The following is a 16,888-nucleotide window of genomic DNA, read 5'->3' as shown; positions in this document are numbered from 1 at the left end:
TTACATGTGTTTTTAACGATTAAACACACCGGTAAAAAAGTTTATTAATACGATTTGACATTCCACAATAAGTTCCATTCTTTGCACTGCATATCCTCTGATTAACCAGCACGCGATTTTCGATTTACCCAATATCTCCAGTTTATAGTTTTAGTCAAGTTCCAGTGTTCCTGTAAAAAACCTTAAACACATTGTTAACTTGATTATACCTGTACCCATGAACACTTTTATGCAAACCTGTTTGCTGTTGCTTACAGGCATGTTCATCAGCAGCACCCTGCTTGCCAATGATGGACACAAAACACCTTCCATCTTTACTTCCCAACGTTTTGTTGCTTCATTAAAAAGGATCGATTCTGTAATGGCGGTTAACAAAACCATTAGCGCCAAAGTATGCGCCTGCCAGATCCTGAACCTGCGCTCCAACAACCACGATATAATGAATGCCGTGGTGTTTGCCGAGAAAACCAATAACGAGGGAAATGCCGACTTTGCCAAAGCCAAAACCCGGCTGGAGAAAGAAAAGCGGATGCTGTTGTCGTTGTTCTATAATAAGATAGAAGTCATCAGCAGAACAACGGCCGCCACAGATTGCAATACGCTGTACAAGAAATTAAAAAAGATGCAGGAGGACTTATTAATGTACGAAGTGTTGAATGCGGATATTATCACGAAGTGAAAGATAGTTGACAGGTTAACCTATTAACACGTTAACCTGTCAACCTGTAAACTTAATACTGTTCCTTATCATTAGGGAAATCTTTAGCCTTCACATCGTGCACATAATTCTTTACGGCGCCCACAATCTGTTCATACAGGTTCAGGTATTGCCGTAAGAAACGTGGCTTAAATTCGGTATTAATGCCCAGCAGGTCGTGCATAACCAGCACCTGGCCGTCGCAATGCATCCCGGCGCCAATGCCAATGGTAGGTATTACCAGCGATTCAGATACTTCTTTAGCCAAAGCAGCGGGGATCTTTTCCAGCACCACGCCAAAGCAACCAGCTTCCTCTAATAACTTCGCATCGTTGCGCAGCTTATTGGCTTCGGCTTCTTCGCGTGCCCGTACCGTATAGGTACCAAACTTATAAATCGATTGCGGTGTTAACCCTAAGTGGCCCATAACCGGAATACCGGCTGCCACAATGCGTTTTACCGATTCCAGCACTTCTTCGCCACCTTCCAGTTTAACGGCGTGTGCGCCTGTTTCCTTCATAATGCGGATGGCAGAGGCCAGCGCTTCTTTTGAATTGGCCTGGTAAGTACCAAACGGAAGGTCAACTACCACAAAACAACGGTTAATACCCCGGATAACCGAAGAGGCGTGATAGATCATTTGATCGAGCGTAATCGGCAGGGTTGTTTCATGACCCGCCATTACATTGGAGGCGCTGTCGCCCACCAGTATTACATCAATACCGGCCTCATCAAAGATCCGGGCAAAGGAAAAATCGTAGGCTGTTATCATGGAGATCTTTTCTCCAACAGACTTCATTTTTTGTAACGTATGGGTCGTTATCTTTTTAACTTCTTTGTTAACGTGTACCGACATACTTTGGGAGTTTTATGCTGTGTAAGTAAGGCGGGAGGGAATATGGCTCTGCATTAGAATAAAACACATTTAATGCTCCTCGCAGTTGTTAGCGGTTGCTAAGTTAAGGTAAAATGAAATCCTGTAAATAAAAAATGAGACAGAATAAATGAAATGCCTGTAAATGAGAAAGTTGCAGGTTTGTAAGTTATTAGGTTAGTAGGTTATTAGGTTGGTAAGCTATTGAGTTGCAGAAAACATAAGAACCCAATAACTTAATAACCTATGAACCTTATACTAGGAAGTCAAAATCAACTTCCCTTTTTCCTTAAGCTCATCGTATAAGTGCTGGATCAATCCATCTGCTAACCCGATCTTCGGTACATATATTTCTTCAATCCCGGCCCAGCGCATTACGTTCACATAAATGAACAGGGCAGGAACGATCACATCGGCGCGGTCTTCGCGCAATTTATAAATGCGTATTCTGTCGGCCACAGAAAAACTGCTGAATTCCTTATAGTAATCCTTTAATAATTGCAGGGGAAGGGCCTTGCCTTCTTTTCGTTTGGAGAGGGAAAATATTTTATTGATGTTGCCACCGCTGCCAATGGCCACCAGGTCGTGATAGGGTTTGGTTTCGCGCTTTACAAAATCCTTCATTTCGCCCCACAGGAAATCGTCTACCTGGTTTTTGAGCAGCCGGATGGTGCCAATATTAAAACTGCGTTTAAATATAAGCCTGCCATTGGCAAAAAAGGTCAGTTCGGTGCTGCCACCGCCCACATCTATATATAAGTAGGTGTGATTTTTATCGAGGTTCTCTGCAATGTGATTTTCATAAATGAGTGAGGCTTCCGCATCGCCTGAGATCACTTCAATGCCAATGCCGGTTTCTTTCTTTATGCGGTCAAGAATAACATCAGCATTGGAAGCATCGCGCATGGCCGAGGTAGCGGCCGCCTTGCAATGTTCTACGCCATAAGCATCCATCAGTGACTTGTATGCCTTAATGGTGTTCAGGATCATGTCTTCCTTTTCTTTTGAGATGGCTTGTTTCTCAAACACATCAAAGCCCAGGCGCAGGGGCACCCGGATAAGGTTGATCTTTTGAAATTGCGGTCTTCTGTTATTGGAAAGAATAACATCCGAGATCAGCAATCGTGCTGCATTACTACCGATATCTATCGCCGCCAGTTTCATGTGTCGTTTAAACCACCGATTTTTCGCCCTCTGCTATTATCTGAGATATTTCCGCATTGGCTGAATCGGGAATTCCATTGCTTTTTTGATGTAAGTAATTATATATCTCCACCTGTGACCTTACTTTCTTGATCTTCCGGTCCCGCGCATACCGGTTACTTAATTCGTTGTCCAAAATTCTGGCTTTTACATTATCACTAAGTTGTATTTCCAGGATATTTTTCAACACTTTTTTAATATTCTCGTCAAAGATAGGACACGTAGCCTCAACACGGTGATCAAGATTGCGAACCATCCAGTCCGCGCTTGAAATATATGCCTTTTCACTGCCATTATTATGAAAAATAAATACCCGGGCATGTTCAAGATACTCGTCGATTATACTAATGGCCTTTACGGGTTTTACGAACTTTTCGCTTTCTGAATACATACAGAAGATACCCCTGATGATGAGTTTCAATACTACACCCGCCCTGGCAGCCTCATACAGTTTTTCAATCAGGACTTCATCACTCAGCGAATTCATTTTTAAAATGATCTCGGCCGGCTTACCTTCTTTTACGTGTTTAATTTCCCGCCCAATCAGCTTAAGCAATTCTTTGCGCAAATCGGTGGGGCAGGGGATGATGGTTTTACACCCCTTCAGAAAGCGCATCCCATTCTTCGGTGTTTCCAGGTAATTAAAGATGCGGTTCACATCGGCCATAATAAACCGGTCGCTCGTTAACAAACAATGGTCGCCATAAAAATTGGCCGTCTTTTCGTTCAGGTTACCGGTGCTGATAAAACCGTAATGAATAGTGTGGTTAAGCACCCGCTTTTTAATTAAACAGCATTTGGCATGCACCTTCATGTTAGGTATACCTATCAGCACTTTTACCCCTTCTTCCTCCAGCCTGATCTTCCAGTCCAGGTTATTTTCTTCATCAAACCGCGCCCGCAGTTCCAGCATCACCGTTACCAGTTTGCCATTCCGCACCGCATTAATAAGGGCGTTCACAACTTTTGAATTGGTGGCCAGCCGGTAGGCGGTTATTTTAATAGCCGTTACATCGGGATCAATGGCAGCTTCGCGCAGCAGGTCAATAACCGGGTTAAAGGAATGGTAAGGGAAATTCAGCATAATGTCCGTATACAACACCACATCGGTAACCCGGGGCGCCGCCTTCAGCATCGGGTGCATGAACGGCTTTTTCCGGTGTCCCTTTTTTTCAAATACATCCGGGAAGTCCATAAAATGCCTGAAGTTATGAATGCGTCCGCCGGGGATCAGGCTGTCTTTGCGCGACAGGTTCAGTTTGCGGATCAGGTAGTCGAGCAACCCCGCATCCATTTGTTTGTCAAATACAAACCGGACTGGTTTGCCTTTGCGCCGGTTCCGCACCCCTTTTTCAATTTTCTGGATCAGGGAGGTGGAAATGTCGCTGTCCATATCAATTTCGGCATCCTTGGTTATCTTAAATACCCACGATTCAAACTTATCGTACCCGAAATACGAGAAAATGCTTTTCAGGTTGAACCGGATCACATCTTCCAGCAATATTATATGATGTTGCCCCTGGGGCGACGGTAACAGTTTAAAACGGCCTATGTTCTTGGCGGGAATTTCAATGATGGCATATTTGCGTTTGAGGCTGCCGTCCTTACGCGACAGCACCACGCCGAGATACAGCGACTTTTCGCGCAGGTAAGGGAAATGCGGAATACTTTCAACCATCAGGGGAATGGTATTCATCCGCACATCTTCCTCAAAAAAGGTCTGCACAAACTTCTGCTGTTCTTTATTCAGGTTTTTCTCGGAAATAATGAAGATCTTTTCCTTTTCCAGTTCTTTATTAATCCCCTCCCAAATGCGGTTGAACTGACTTTGCTGGTCCAGCACTATCTGTTGAATTTCGTCGAGGATCTTGTGGGGGGCAATTTCCATATGCATGTTCTTTTTGCCCACTTCGGTCATGCGCTTGAGGGTAGCCACGCGAACGCGGAAAAATTCATCGAGGTTATTGGAAAAGATGCCTAAAAACTTTACCCGTTCCCGTAGCGGTACGCTGGGATCGGCGGCTTCCTGCAATACACGGGCATTAAAAGACAACCAACTAATGTCCCTGGCTATGGTCTTGCGTTTCATCTGAGTGCTCGTATTTGTATTGGCAGAAATCACCCTGTTCTCCTTTTTTTAGGTTTAAGAAATAGTTTTCATTTCTGTGCCCGGATCAGGCCTTCATACAATTGGGTATGAAGTTGTTCTGCCAAAGGTGAGATGGCGTAAATTAAAATTAAATTAAGTAATTATTAAATCGTTCGGCCAGAAAGTATTAGGAAAAGATTGTAGCAGTTGAAATCACTCTGTTTTCAGTTTAAAACGGTCCGCCACCAACTGAAAACGCCCGGATTTCAGTTTAAAATGGTGCGCCGTCAACTGAAATCACCCTGTTTTCAGTTAGAAACAGGGTGCTGCCAACTGAAATTGCCCCGTTTTCAGTTAGAAACAAGTGGCTAAAAACTGAAAATGCCTTGTTTTCAGTTTTAAACAATACCGGGTAAATTGAAATCGTAGTAATTTTGGTGGGAGACGTCCCTGGTTAGATTGTCAAAAATGTGCATAACTGCCCGTTTTTGGCCTTTTTACACATTTCCAAGCCCATTATATCCACAGATGTTGAAAAGTAGTTAAAAAAAGTTTGGTATTAATTTGTGGATTACCTAAATTTTCCGACCTTCGCCGTCCTAAATTTTTATGCGTCATGTCAAGAGTATGTTTGGTGACAGGTAAAGTTCCCGTAACAGGACACAAAGTATCGCATTCCAATATTAAGAGCAAACGTAGGTTTTTACCGAATTTGCAAACGAAGCGTTTTTACCTGGCCGAAGAAGATAAATGGATCACCCTGAAGTTATCAACTGAAGGTATTCGTACTATTAACAAAAGAGGCTTACTGCCCGTAGTGAAAGAACTGCGTGCAAGGGGTGAAAAAATCTAATTAACTTTTAAAGCGTTATAACAATGGCAAAGAAAGGTAACCGTGTTCAGGTAATCCTGGAATGTACTGAGCACAAAAATAGCGGACTGCCTGGTACCAGCCGGTATATTTCAAACAAGAACAAAAAGAACACTCCTGAACGTCTGGAGTTGAAAAAATACAACCCGATCCTGAAAAAGGTAACGGTTCATAAAGAAATTAAATAATTGGCAAATTGCGCAAATGTGAAAATGTGCGAAATCCGTTGAGGTGTATTACATTTTCAAATTTGCTGATTTTCACATTTTCAAATTAACGTCATGGCAAAAGCAGCTTCAAAGAACGCGAAAACCAAAGATGCTAAAGCAGCCGCTGAGGCAAAGAACTGGACGAAAGTAATTCGTGCTGTACGCAGTGAGAAGACTGGTGCATATACTTTCAAAGAGAATATCGTACACAAAGACAAGGTTAAGGATTTCTTAGCCGGTAAATAATTTGGGTAAGTATGTATCTTATCAAAAGCTCCGATCTGTTGTCGGAGCTTTTTTGCATTATCTTTAGTTACTAAAAATCAGGAAAATGAGTTTTCTCGGGAAGTTGTTTGGCAAAAAAGAAAAGGAATCGCTCGATCAGGGTTTACAGAAAACAAAAGAGGGATTTCTGTCAAAGATCACCAAAGCCATTGCGGGTAAAAGTACCGTAGATGAAGAGGTGCTGGATAACCTCGAAGATGCCCTGGTAAGCGCCGATGTGGGCATTGATACCACGGTAAAAATCATTGAACGGATAGAACAGCGCGTATCGAAAGATAAATATCTCACTACCAACGAACTGAACAAGTTGTTGCAGCAGGAAATTGAAGCAGTGCTGGTAGATGCGTCCGAAAATAACAGCTATAGTTTCGCCACACCGCTGCCCGCCAAACCATTTGTTATCCTGGTGGTGGGTGTAAACGGGGTAGGTAAAACCACTACCATTGGTAAGCTGGCCTATAATTTTAAAAAAGCCGGCAAATCGGTATTACTGGGGGCAGCCGATACCTTCCGCGCCGCCGCGGTTGACCAGTTAACCATCTGGAGCGAGCGGGTTGGCGTTCCCATCGTAAAACAGGCCATGGGTTCTGACCCTGCCTCGGTTGCCTTTGATACCGTGCAAAGCGGGTTGGCAAAAGGGGTGGATGTGATTATAATTGATACGGCAGGCCGGTTGCACAACAAGGCTCACCTGATGGATGAGCTGGGCAAAATTCGCCGGGTAGTTCAAAAACAGATTCCCGAAGCGCCGCATGAAGTAATGCTGGTGCTCGATGGTTCAACCGGGCAAAACGCGCTGGAGCAGGCCAAACACTTTACAGCAACCACCGAGGTAACGGCCCTTACCATTACCAAATTAGATGGAACCGCCAAGGGCGGGGTAGTGCTGGCCATTGCCAACCAGTTTAAAATACCGGTGAAGTTTATTGGAGTGGGTGAGAAGATGGAGGATTTGCTGGTGTTTGATAAACATGAGTTTGTTGATAGTCTGTTCAAGTTAACCAGTTGATCCGTTGACCAGTTAACCAAGAAGCAGGTTGATAAAGTTGAAGTTGATAGAGGGCCGCGTCGCGGATGTTTGCCGTTTGCCGTCTGCCAAAATCTTAATAAATGAAAAAGTCCCAACGGTACCGTCGGGACTTTTTCATTTAATTATATTCTCTTTTTAGAAAGCAAACTTAACCCCTAAACCGCCCCACACGTCAAAATAAGCGCCGTGAAGGAACTCAATGTAAGGGTTAACATCAAGGCTCAGGGCAATAGGAGCACCTTTAAATTTATACTCCAGTCCTAATACGCCATCAACCCCAAAAGAGGCATCGCCATCCTCATAGTAACGGTCATGGTGCCAGTAACGATCACTGTACCAGCCAATGTGTGCACCGGGTCCAACATACCATTTTAAACCGGGAGCGCTGTTGATATCGCCATGAAACTCATATAAGCCGGTAATACGGAAGCCATGGTCCCAGAAGTTAACGAGGCCTTCCAACGCAGCATCGCTTTTAATAAAGTGTTTGACTGTTAGGGCGCCAGGCCAGAATTTCACCCCTACTGCAGTTTTATAATTGGTTCCTAAAGCCTGGGCCTGGGTTTTTGACACGGTAAACAGGGCCAATATACCCAGTACAACTACGATTTTTTTCATAAATAATCCAATGTTTGGTCTAATACGATTTTAAAAAACTATGCCAAACTCGCATAGCTGATGAGAATATAAATAATTAATTCTCAATTCTTTTTTGTAATAAAGCCGCAATATTACAGCTAAACACCTAAAACACAGAAGGATTAACAATTGTTAAAAAACCTTTGCCAATTTGCCAATTGCATTTTGCCCATTGTTTAAGTACCTTTGCGCCCTTATATGAAAGTAAGATCACATAAAAAAGACAAGGTTAATATCATTACGCTGGGTTGCAGCAAGAACATGGTAGACAGTGAAGTTTTGAGCGGCCAGTTACAGGCGAATGATATTGATGTGATACATGAGAATGAAAAATCAGATCACAACATCGTAATTGTAAATACCTGCGGGTTCATCGACAAGGCCAAGGAGGAATCTATCAATACCATTCTTGACCAGGTAGAACTGAAACGCCGCGGCAAGCTCGATAAAGTGTATGTGACAGGTTGCCTGAGCGAACGCTACAAGAACAACCTGGAACAGGAAATCCCCGAAGTGGACGCCTATTTCGGCACCATGGAATTGCCGCTGATCCTGAAAGCATTTGAGGCAGATTATAAAGCCGAACTGCTGGGCGAACGGTTACTGGCCACCCCCCGGCATTACGCTTATCTGAAAATATCGGAAGGCTGTAACCGTACCTGTTCGTTTTGCGCTATTCCGCTGATGCGCGGACAGCACGTAAGCCGCAGCATTGAAGACCTGGTGAAAGAAGCCGAAGGCCTGGTGAAGAAAGGCGTGAAAGAAGTAATGCTGATTGCCCAGGAGCTTACTTATTACGGTTTGGACATTTACAAAAAACGCATGCTCGCCGATTTAATGAATCGCCTGGCTGATGTAAAAGGACTGGAATGGATCAGGCTGCATTATGCCTATCCTTCTAAATTCCCGTTAGAGATCCTGGATGTAATGCGTGAACGCGATAACATTTGTAATTACCTGGATATGCCGCTGCAGCATGCCAGTGATAATATGCTCAAGGCTATGAAGCGCCAGATAACCCAGTCGGAAATGAATGAGCTGATCAGCGCCATCAGGGAAAAAGTGCCCGGCATTGGTTTGCGCACCACGTTGATTGCCGGTTTCCCCGGTGAAACAAGAGAGGATGTAGAGTCGTTAAAAACATTCCTGCAAAAACACCGCTTCGAGCGCGCGGGCATCTTCACCTATTCACACGAAGAGAATACCACTGCATACGACCTGGAAGATAACATTCCACACGAAGAGAAAGAAGCCCGCGCCCAGGAGATCATGGAAGTACAGCAGGAGATCAATTTTGAAAAGAACCAGGAAAAGGTTGGACAAACCTTCAAGACCCTGATCGATAAAAAAGAATCGGGCCGTTACCTGGGCCGTACAGAGTTTGACAGTGTGGAAGTAGACAATGAAGTGATCATTAACAGCACTAAAAAATTACCTATTGGTGAATTTGTAAATGTGAAGATCACTAAGGCGTATGATTTCGATCTGGAAGGGGAAGTTATTTAGTTTGTCGTTTGTGGTTTGTAGTTACTCCAAGGTTCGAACTGATCGCTTAATGGCGGCAGTCTAAAAATTGAGGTATTAACCACAAACTACAAACCGAAAACCACAAATACTTAAATTACCACAAAGTTGTATTGTTACCGCTTCGCATTCGCCCTACCTTTGTGTGGATGATATTGTTATTTTTTATCATTGACAACATCATGTACTCCTTATCATCTTTCCAACAACTACAAACCTCAGTCGACATTTATTATAATTAATTGGCTCATCGGAGGCAATGGCAGATGTGGATAGGCCTGAGTGATCGGGTCTTCTCCGCAACGTGGATAATGAGGTAGTGCGACAAAATTTACTGATTATTATCCACTCAGGCAGGCACACAACCTCTTGTGCCTGCCTCTTTCTTTACATGTGTGTTGAAACACGATAGCAGTCCTAATTAATTAAATAAAAAGGACATACTAGTAACAAAAAAATATAATAAATAGCCGGGCAAACGTGTACAAAATCGTTTATTACCCGGTAAATTTGAAACAGGTTAATACGCTTAGTTCATTAGTAGCAACTCTCGCGAAGAGGGTTTAGGTTCTGATCAATCTAATGCTGCTGCCGGCAGCATATACCGGAGTCAATTAACAGTGAAAGAAAGGATCTCTTTCTTTTACTGTTAGCCTTCCGGCTTCGCCCGCCGTAGCCTTGGCGTAGGCGGGAAGTCCTGAGCGGAGTCCAGGCGTCGTTTCTTAACAGGAATTATCAAATAATCCTCAATATTTCACGCAGCTATATCGGTTAACGGAATGTACAATACCTTTGTAACCCAATACAACGGTAAATACACTGAACTATGTTTAAAGATGCAACTTCACCCGAAATTGACCAGGTTCTCAATACCGCATGGCAGGCTTTTCACCAGTACCGGAAGTATTCGTTAAAAGACCGCGCCCATTTTATGCGCACCATTGCCGCCGAATTGGAAAATGCAGGCGATGAACTGATTCAAACCGCCATGCAGGAAACCAATCTGCCCGAAGCCCGGCTGCGTGGCGAACGGGCCCGCACCATGTTCCAGTTAACCAGTTATGCCGATGCGTGCGAAAGAGGTGAGTGGCTGGAAGCAAGGATCGATACTGCCAATCCAGGTAAAACACCGCCCAAACCCGATATACGCAAAATGCTGATCCCCTTAGGCCCGGTTGTGGTATTTGGGGCCAGCAATTTCCCATTCGCTTATTCAACGGCTGGTGGCGATACAGCCTGTGCGCTGGCAGCCGGCTGCCCGGTAATAGTTAAAGCCCATCCGGCGCATGCCCAAACCTCCGAACTGGTGGCGCAGGCCATTTTAAAAGCCGCCACCCAATGCCACATGCCCAACGGCGTGTTTGCGCATGTTCATGGCGCCTCACAGGAAGTGGGTAAAGCATTGGTAACGCATGCGCATACCAAAGCAGTTGGATTTACCGGTTCTTATTTAGGTGGTAAGGCCCTGTTCGATTGGGCCAACCAACGTAAAGAACCCATTCCCGTATTTTCTGAAATGGGAAGCGTAAACCCCGTGTTCCTGTTCCCCGAAAAAATGAAACAGTCCGCTGTTGAGGTTGCCAGGATGTATGCAGGCTCCATTACACTGGGCGTTGGCCAGTTCTGCACCAATCCGGGTTTGATCTTCGGAATAGAAGGCCCGGACTTGCAACAATTCATCGACACGTTAGGCAACGAAATAAAAACAGTCAATCCGGGCACTATGTTACATCCCGGCATTGCAAAGAATTACGTTGAAAACAGGAATAAAGCCCTCTCACAAAAGCAGGTGCAAACCATAGCAGAAAGTAATACTCAGCCGGCCGCCAACCAGGGCGTGCCTACCATCGCTTCTGCCACCGGCGAAGCATTTCTGAACAATCCTGTATTGCACCAGGAAGTGTTTGGTCCCTATTCGCTGGTAATTCGTTGTAAAGACATGAATGAATTACTGGAAGTAGTTCGCCACCTCGAAGGACAACTCACTGCCACCCTGATGGCCACCGACAACGACATTGTGCATAATGAGGAGCTGGTGGAAGCGGTGAAAAACATCTGCGGACGCTTTATCGTAAACGGTGTTCCTACCGGCGTGGAAGTTTGTTTAAGCATGCATCATGGCGGGCCATTCCCCGCCACTACCGATTCCCGCTTTACTTCGGTTGGGGCTGATGGTATTAAACGTTTTGCCCGCCCCATGGCGTTTCAGAACTGGTCAGATAGTTTGTTACCGGAGGAGCTAAAAAATGGCAATCCGTTAGGTATATGGCGGACGGTTAACGACGTGCTGACGAAGGATAAAATATAAAAGTGAGTAGTGAGGTGTGAGTAGTGAGTGGGTTCCTAATTGTTCAGAAATCTAAATAATCGCGAGTTCACTCACTACTGACAACTCACTACTCACTTGCTGCCGTTTTCTGCGGCATAGTTAATTATTTCCGTATAATATTAATTACTACTTTACCTGCGATACATGAAGAAAACCTTTTTCTGCATCGATGCACATACCTGCGGCAACCCGGTACGCCTGGTAGCCGGCGGCGGTCCCGTACTGGAAGGAAAGAACATGAGTGAGAAACGCCAGCATTTTTTAAAAGAGTATGACTGGATTCGTAAAGGACTGATGTTTGAACCGCGCGGCCACGATATGATGAGTGGCAGCATCCTGTATCCCGCGCACGATCCGCAGAACGATATGGCTGTGCTGTTCATTGAAACAAGTGGCTGCCTGCCCATGTGTGGCCATGGCACTATTGGCACGATTACCATTGCCATTGAAGAAGGCCTGATTGTGCCCAAAGTACCCGGAGTTGTCCGGTTGGAAACGCCTGCAGGATTGGTAATGATCAATTACAAACAGGAAGGCAAAAAAGTAAAGAGCGTAAAGCTCACCAATGTACCGGCCTACCTGGCTGCAGAGGGATTAACAGTAACATCGCCCCACCTGGGCGAACTTACTATTGACGTAGCATATGGCGGAAACTTTTATGCCATTGTAGATGTGCAGCCCAATTTCAAAGGGCTGGAACATTATGGCGCCGATCAGCTGATTGCCTGGGCGCGCTCATTACGCAAACAAATAAACGCGCAATACCAGTTTGTGCATCCGGAGAACCCGACCATTAATGGTTGTTCGCATATTTTATGGACGGGCGCTGTAATGGATAAAAACGCTACTGCCCGCAATGCCGTGTTCTACGGCGATAAAGCCATCGATCGCTCACCTTGCGGAACCGGAACATCGGCCCGCATGGCCCAATGGTATACCAGGGGTAAACTGAAAAAAGGCGATGCTTTTATACATGAAAGCATCATCGGGTCGCAGTTTGTGGGCCGCATTGAAGAAGAAACGACGGTTGCTGGTAAACCGGCTATTCGTCCCGGTATTGAAGGCTGGGCGAAGGTCTATGGGTACAATACGATCTCAATAGACCCGGAAGATGATCCGTATGCATATGGGTTTCAGGTTCTTTAGCAGGGCTAAAGCCCAAAGGTAAAAGCCTAAAGCTGTATTCGCTTTTAGCTTTAGGCTTTCAGCTTTTAGCCTGCACTATACAAAACAAATACATCACATGAGTAAATCGGTTACAATTGTAGGCGGAGGCATCATTGGCCTCTGCTGTGCTTATTACTTACAAAAAGAAGGTTACGACATTACCGTTATTGAAAAGGGCGATATTACCGATGGCACCTCTTTTGGCAATGCCGGTTATGTATCGCCCAGTCACTTTACCCCATTGGCCTCACCAGGTATAGTAGCACAGGGCCTGCGCTGGATGTTGAGTTCTACCAGTCCGTTTTATATAAAGCCCCGCCTCAACTTCGATCTCATCAGGTGGTTAATGACCTTCTGGAAACAGGCGAACACGCAAACTTTACATAAAAATATTCCGCCGTTAAACGATCTGCTGCACCTCAGCCGCGCATTAACAGGCGATATAAAGAACGACATTGGCAATCACTTTCGCATGGCGGAAGTGGGTTGCTTTATGCTGTACAAATCAGCCGCTACTGAAAAGCATGAAATAGAACTGGCCAAAGAAGCAGCCGCACTGAAAATAGATACCAGGGTCCTCAGTGCACAGGAAGTACAGGCCATGGAGCCCGATGTACAGGTTGATGTAAAAGGAGGGGTGTTATATCCCATCGACTGCCACCTGCACCCTGGAGACTTTATGCGCACCATGAAAGCGCATTTGCAAAAAGCAGGAGTAAAACTGCAATTGAATACTACGGTAACCGGTTTTGAGAAAAAGGGAAATACCGTTACGGCCGTAATCACCAGCCAGGGCAAATTCGAATGTTCACAACTGGTACTGGCCAATGGAAGCTGGTTACCGGCAGTAAGTGAAAAGCTGGGTGTTTCCCTGTTGTTACAAGCCGGTAAAGGGTATAGTATGACGTATCAAAACGTGCCCCGCAACCTGCGTTATCCCGCCATCCTGGTAGATAAACGCGTAGCCATGACGCCTATGGGCGCTGATCTGCGAATGGGCGGCACCATGGAAATAAGCGGGCTCAATTCTCCCGTACTGGAAAAACGCGCCCAGGCCATTTATAACGGCGCTAAAGCTTATTATCCCGATCTGGCGTTAGACATGATGCCCAAAGAAAAGATCTGGTCCGGCTTACGTCCACTCACGCCCGATGGGCTACCTTATATTGGCAATCACAGTAAGTATACCAACCTCGTGATCGCCGGCGGTCATGCCATGCTGGGGGTATCGTTAGCAGCGGCTACCGGGAAGTTAGTGGAGGAGTTGGTTGGTAAAAAGAAGACTTCTATTGAGGTTGGAGCGTTTAGGCCTGAAAGGTTCTAAATATAAGTTTCAAGTTCAGAGTTCCGAGTTCCAGGTTTCAAGTGTAAGGTTCTAAGTTCCGCGACCCGGAGACTTTGAACGCTGAACCCGGAACTTTGAACTCAATTCCCGTATCTTTACCCCCCTTAAAAACACCTCATATGAAAAAGCATCTTATTACAGCCGCTTTCATTCTTACAACAACCCTGGTTAACGCCCAGGAACACCAGTTGGTTAAAAAATGGGAAACGGATACGTTGTTGAAGGTGCCGGAATCGGCCTTATACGATGCAGAAAATAAGATCATTTATGTTACCAATATAGACGGGCAGCCCTGGGAAAAAGACAATAAAGGTTCAGTGGGTAAGGTGGGGCTCGATGGTAAGATCATTACCGTTGACTGGGTAACCGGTTTTAACGCACCCAAGGGAATGGGTTTATATAAAAACAATTTGTATGTAGCCGATGTTGACAAAGTTGGCGTTATCGATATCAAAAAAGGCCAGCTTATTCAAACCATTCCGGTTACCGGCGCCGAAGGCCTGAACGACCTTACAGTTGATAAAAAAGGCGTGGTATACGTATCAGACTCCAAAACCAAAAAGATCCACCGCATCGAGAACGGGCAGGTAAGCACCTGGCTCGAGAACCTGAAAGGTCCTAATGGAGTGTTAATTCATGACGATAACCTGTACATCCTGGACGCCGGTGGTTTGTATAAAGTAGAAAAAGATAAAACCCTTACCAAACTGGCCGATGGTATGGAAGCCAGCACCGATGGACTGGAACATGTTACCGGTAAAGATTATCTCGTAAGCTGCTGGATTGGAACCGTGTATTATGTTAAGGGTGATGGCACCAAACAACTCCTGCTGGATACACGTGAGCAAAAATCAAATACGGCCGATATTGGTTATGATCCCAAAAACCGGATCGTGTATGTTCCCACCTTCTTTAAAAATAAAATAGTGGCGTACGAACTAAAGTAGCAATGGAACGTTAAAATTGACGATCAGTTATGGCAAACGTGCCGTTGATAGTACTTTTATGTTCGCATTCGCTTAATTATGGATTGTAATTCTACTAATTTATCATTTGAACAGACCGGTTATTTTTCTAAGATCATTTTAGATTATTTAAACCAGTCGCCCTCATTACTGCCTTTTTATAAGCATCCGGTATCAATGGAAGGGATAAGGGCTGCCATAGCCGCCCGGGAATCCGTGCAACCCGACCGTGCATTACTGGTTAAAGAATTACAGCAGCAATACGTTGGGGTGAACACCTCTGCCCGGGTACAGCAGAACATTCAGCATCTGCTGCAACCCAATACGTTCACCATTACCACCGCTCACCAGCCGGCTATCTTCACCGGTCACCTGTATTTCATTTATAAAATTGTACATGTTATAAAACTGGCCGACCGGTTAAAAAAGGAATTTCCTGATAAACATTTTGTACCCGTGTTCTGGATGGGCAGTGAAGATGCCGACCTGGATGAGCTGGGTCATGTTTTCCTGGGTGGTGAGAAACTGGTGTGGGACACCAGGCAAACCGGGGCCGTAGGCCGCATGACCACCAAAGGGCTGGATAAACTGATCCATCGCATCGATGGCGAATTATCGGTTCAACCCCATGGAAAGGAGTTGATGCAGCTGCTGCGCACCTGTTACCTGGAAAGCCTGGATATCCAGATAGCCACGTTTAAACTGATAGATGCATTGTTTGCTGAATATGGTTTGATAACCATTCTGCCCGACAATGCGAACCTGAAGAAAATAATGGACCCGGTTTTCCGCGAAGACCTGTTGCAGCAAATGCCGGCCGGTATCGTAGGCAAAACCATTGAACAGTTGTCGCAGGAATATAAAGTACAGGCATCGCCGCGGCCAATAAATTTATTCTACCTGAAAGATGGAATTCGTGAGCTGATTGAATTGAAAGATGGCCAATACGAAGTAAGGAACACCGCTATACATTTTACCCGGGAAGAAATATTGACCGAACTGGGGAATCACCCTGAACGGTTCAGTCCGAATGTGATCTTACGCGGCTTGTACCAGGAAACGGTATTACCCAACATTGCGTTTATTGGTGGTGGTGGCGAAACCGCTTACTGGCTGGAATTAAAAGGCCTGTTCGACCATTACCAGGTGCCATTTCCCATGCTGGTATTGCGTAATTCGTTTTTGATTGTTGAAAAGAAGTGGCAGGAAAAGATCCATAAACTGGGTTTACAGTCGAAAGACTTTTTTCAGTCGGAAAACAACCTGCTTACGCAACTGGTATCGCGGCACAAAAACGGCGAACTGAAATTAAAACATGAACTGGAAGCTGCCATCCAGGTGTATGAGCAGTTAAAGAATAAAGCCGCGGCCATCGATCAATCGCTAACGCAGCATGTAGAAGCGTTACAGGCCCGTACATTGAAGCCTCTGCAGGAGTTGGAGAAGAAATTACTCCGCGCCGAAAAAAGAAAATACGAAGCCGAGCAACGGCAAATCCAGGCTATCCGGTCAGCCATCTTTCCACGCAATGGTTTACAGGAACGGGTTGACAACTTTATGCCCTGGTTTGCCTTGTGGGGGCAGGAGTTTATTCAAAAGGTGTATGAACACTCGCCTACGTTGGAACAGGAGTTTGTTATTCTGGAAGAAAGCTGAAGGCC

15 protein-coding genes are annotated in these 16,888 nt (G+C 45.2%); 11 read left to right on the top strand and 4 right to left on the bottom strand.

The features are described 5' to 3' along the window. Positions 1-217 precede the first annotated feature (217 nt). Positions 218-679, top strand: coding sequence for a hypothetical protein (locus NIAKO_RS12740; RefSeq protein WP_014218840.1), 462 nt, complete (start codon positions 218-220; stop codon positions 677-679). A gap of 52 nt (positions 680-731) precedes the next feature. Here the strand turns inward: NIAKO_RS12740 and panB are convergent, their stop codons facing one another. The 3 genes from panB to ppk1 form a co-directional block, all read right to left on the bottom strand. Continuing rightward, complete coding sequence (panB, locus tag NIAKO_RS12735) at positions 732-1,553, bottom strand: 3-methyl-2-oxobutanoate hydroxymethyltransferase (RefSeq protein ID WP_014218839.1); 822 nt, start codon at positions 1,551-1,553, stop codon at positions 732-734. 276 nt (positions 1,554-1,829) lie between these two features. Beyond that, entirely contained in the window at positions 1,830-2,735 is a 906-nt protein-coding gene (locus NIAKO_RS12730) for a Ppx/GppA phosphatase family protein (protein ID WP_014218838.1), read from the bottom strand. Between the two features lie 7 nt (positions 2,736-2,742). Continuing rightward, a complete protein-coding gene (gene ppk1, locus NIAKO_RS12725; protein ID WP_041346699.1) occupies positions 2,743-4,863 on the bottom strand; it encodes a polyphosphate kinase 1 in 2,121 nt (706 codons plus the stop codon). Positions 4,864-5,479: 616 nt separating this feature from the next. Between ppk1 and rpmB the strand changes: the two genes are divergently transcribed. The 4 genes from rpmB to ftsY all read left to right on the top strand — a co-directional run bounded on the left by rpmB (position 5,480) and on the right by ftsY (position 7,237). Further along, complete coding sequence (gene rpmB, locus NIAKO_RS12720) at positions 5,480-5,716, top strand: 50S ribosomal protein L28 (RefSeq protein ID WP_014218836.1); 237 nt, start codon at positions 5,480-5,482, stop codon at positions 5,714-5,716. Positions 5,717-5,739: 23 nt separating this feature from the next. Beyond that, on the top strand, positions 5,740-5,922 hold the full coding sequence (gene rpmG, locus NIAKO_RS12715) for a 50S ribosomal protein L33 (RefSeq protein WP_014218835.1): 183 nt from the start codon (positions 5,740-5,742) through the stop codon (positions 5,920-5,922). A 93-nt stretch (positions 5,923-6,015) separates the two neighbouring features. Then, complete coding sequence (locus NIAKO_RS37730; protein WP_014218834.1) at positions 6,016-6,189, top strand: DUF4295 domain-containing protein; 174 nt, start codon at positions 6,016-6,018, stop codon at positions 6,187-6,189. 85 nt (positions 6,190-6,274) lie between these two features. Beyond that, complete coding sequence (gene ftsY / locus NIAKO_RS12710) at positions 6,275-7,237, top strand: signal recognition particle-docking protein FtsY (RefSeq protein WP_014218833.1); 963 nt, start codon at positions 6,275-6,277, stop codon at positions 7,235-7,237. 156 nt (positions 7,238-7,393) lie between these two features. Here the strand turns inward: ftsY and NIAKO_RS12705 are convergent, their stop codons facing one another. Then, on the bottom strand, positions 7,394-7,876 hold the full coding sequence (locus tag NIAKO_RS12705; protein WP_014218832.1) for a hypothetical protein: 483 nt from the start codon (positions 7,874-7,876) through the stop codon (positions 7,394-7,396). Between the two features lie 219 nt (positions 7,877-8,095). On the opposite strand from NIAKO_RS12705, the gene rimO reads away from it, so the two are divergent. The 6 genes from rimO to bshC all read left to right on the top strand — a co-directional run bounded on the left by rimO (position 8,096) and on the right by bshC (position 16,883). Next, a complete protein-coding gene (gene rimO, locus NIAKO_RS12700) occupies positions 8,096-9,403 on the top strand; it encodes a 30S ribosomal protein S12 methylthiotransferase RimO (RefSeq protein ID WP_014218831.1) in 1,308 nt (435 codons plus the stop codon). A gap of 844 nt (positions 9,404-10,247) precedes the next feature. After that, positions 10,248-11,729 carry an aldehyde dehydrogenase (NADP(+)) gene (locus tag NIAKO_RS12695; RefSeq protein ID WP_014218830.1) on the top strand — a complete coding sequence of 494 codons (1,482 nt, stop codon included), beginning with the start codon at positions 10,248-10,250 and terminating at the stop codon, positions 11,727-11,729. Between the two features lie 165 nt (positions 11,730-11,894). Then, positions 11,895-12,896, top strand: a complete 1,002-nt coding sequence (locus NIAKO_RS12690; RefSeq protein ID WP_014218829.1) for a 4-hydroxyproline epimerase — start codon at positions 11,895-11,897, stop codon at positions 12,894-12,896. A 97-nt stretch (positions 12,897-12,993) separates the two neighbouring features. Beyond that, a complete protein-coding gene (locus tag NIAKO_RS12685) occupies positions 12,994-14,241 on the top strand; it encodes an NAD(P)/FAD-dependent oxidoreductase (protein WP_014218828.1) in 1,248 nt (415 codons plus the stop codon). A gap of 140 nt (positions 14,242-14,381) precedes the next feature. Beyond that, entirely contained in the window at positions 14,382-15,209 is an 828-nt protein-coding gene (locus tag NIAKO_RS12680) for an SMP-30/gluconolactonase/LRE family protein (protein ID WP_014218827.1), read from the top strand. 78 nt (positions 15,210-15,287) lie between these two features. Beyond that, positions 15,288-16,883 carry a bacillithiol biosynthesis cysteine-adding enzyme BshC gene (gene bshC, locus NIAKO_RS12675; RefSeq protein ID WP_014218826.1) on the top strand — a complete coding sequence of 532 codons (1,596 nt, stop codon included), beginning with the start codon at positions 15,288-15,290 and terminating at the stop codon, positions 16,881-16,883. Positions 16,884-16,888 lie beyond the last annotated feature (5 nt).

Origin of the sequence: Niastella koreensis GR20-10 (assembly GCF_000246855.1) — a bacterium.
Classification (GTDB): Bacteria; Bacteroidota; Bacteroidia; order Chitinophagales; family Chitinophagaceae; genus Niastella; species Niastella koreensis.
This window is presented reverse-complemented; position numbering and strand designations above follow the sequence as displayed.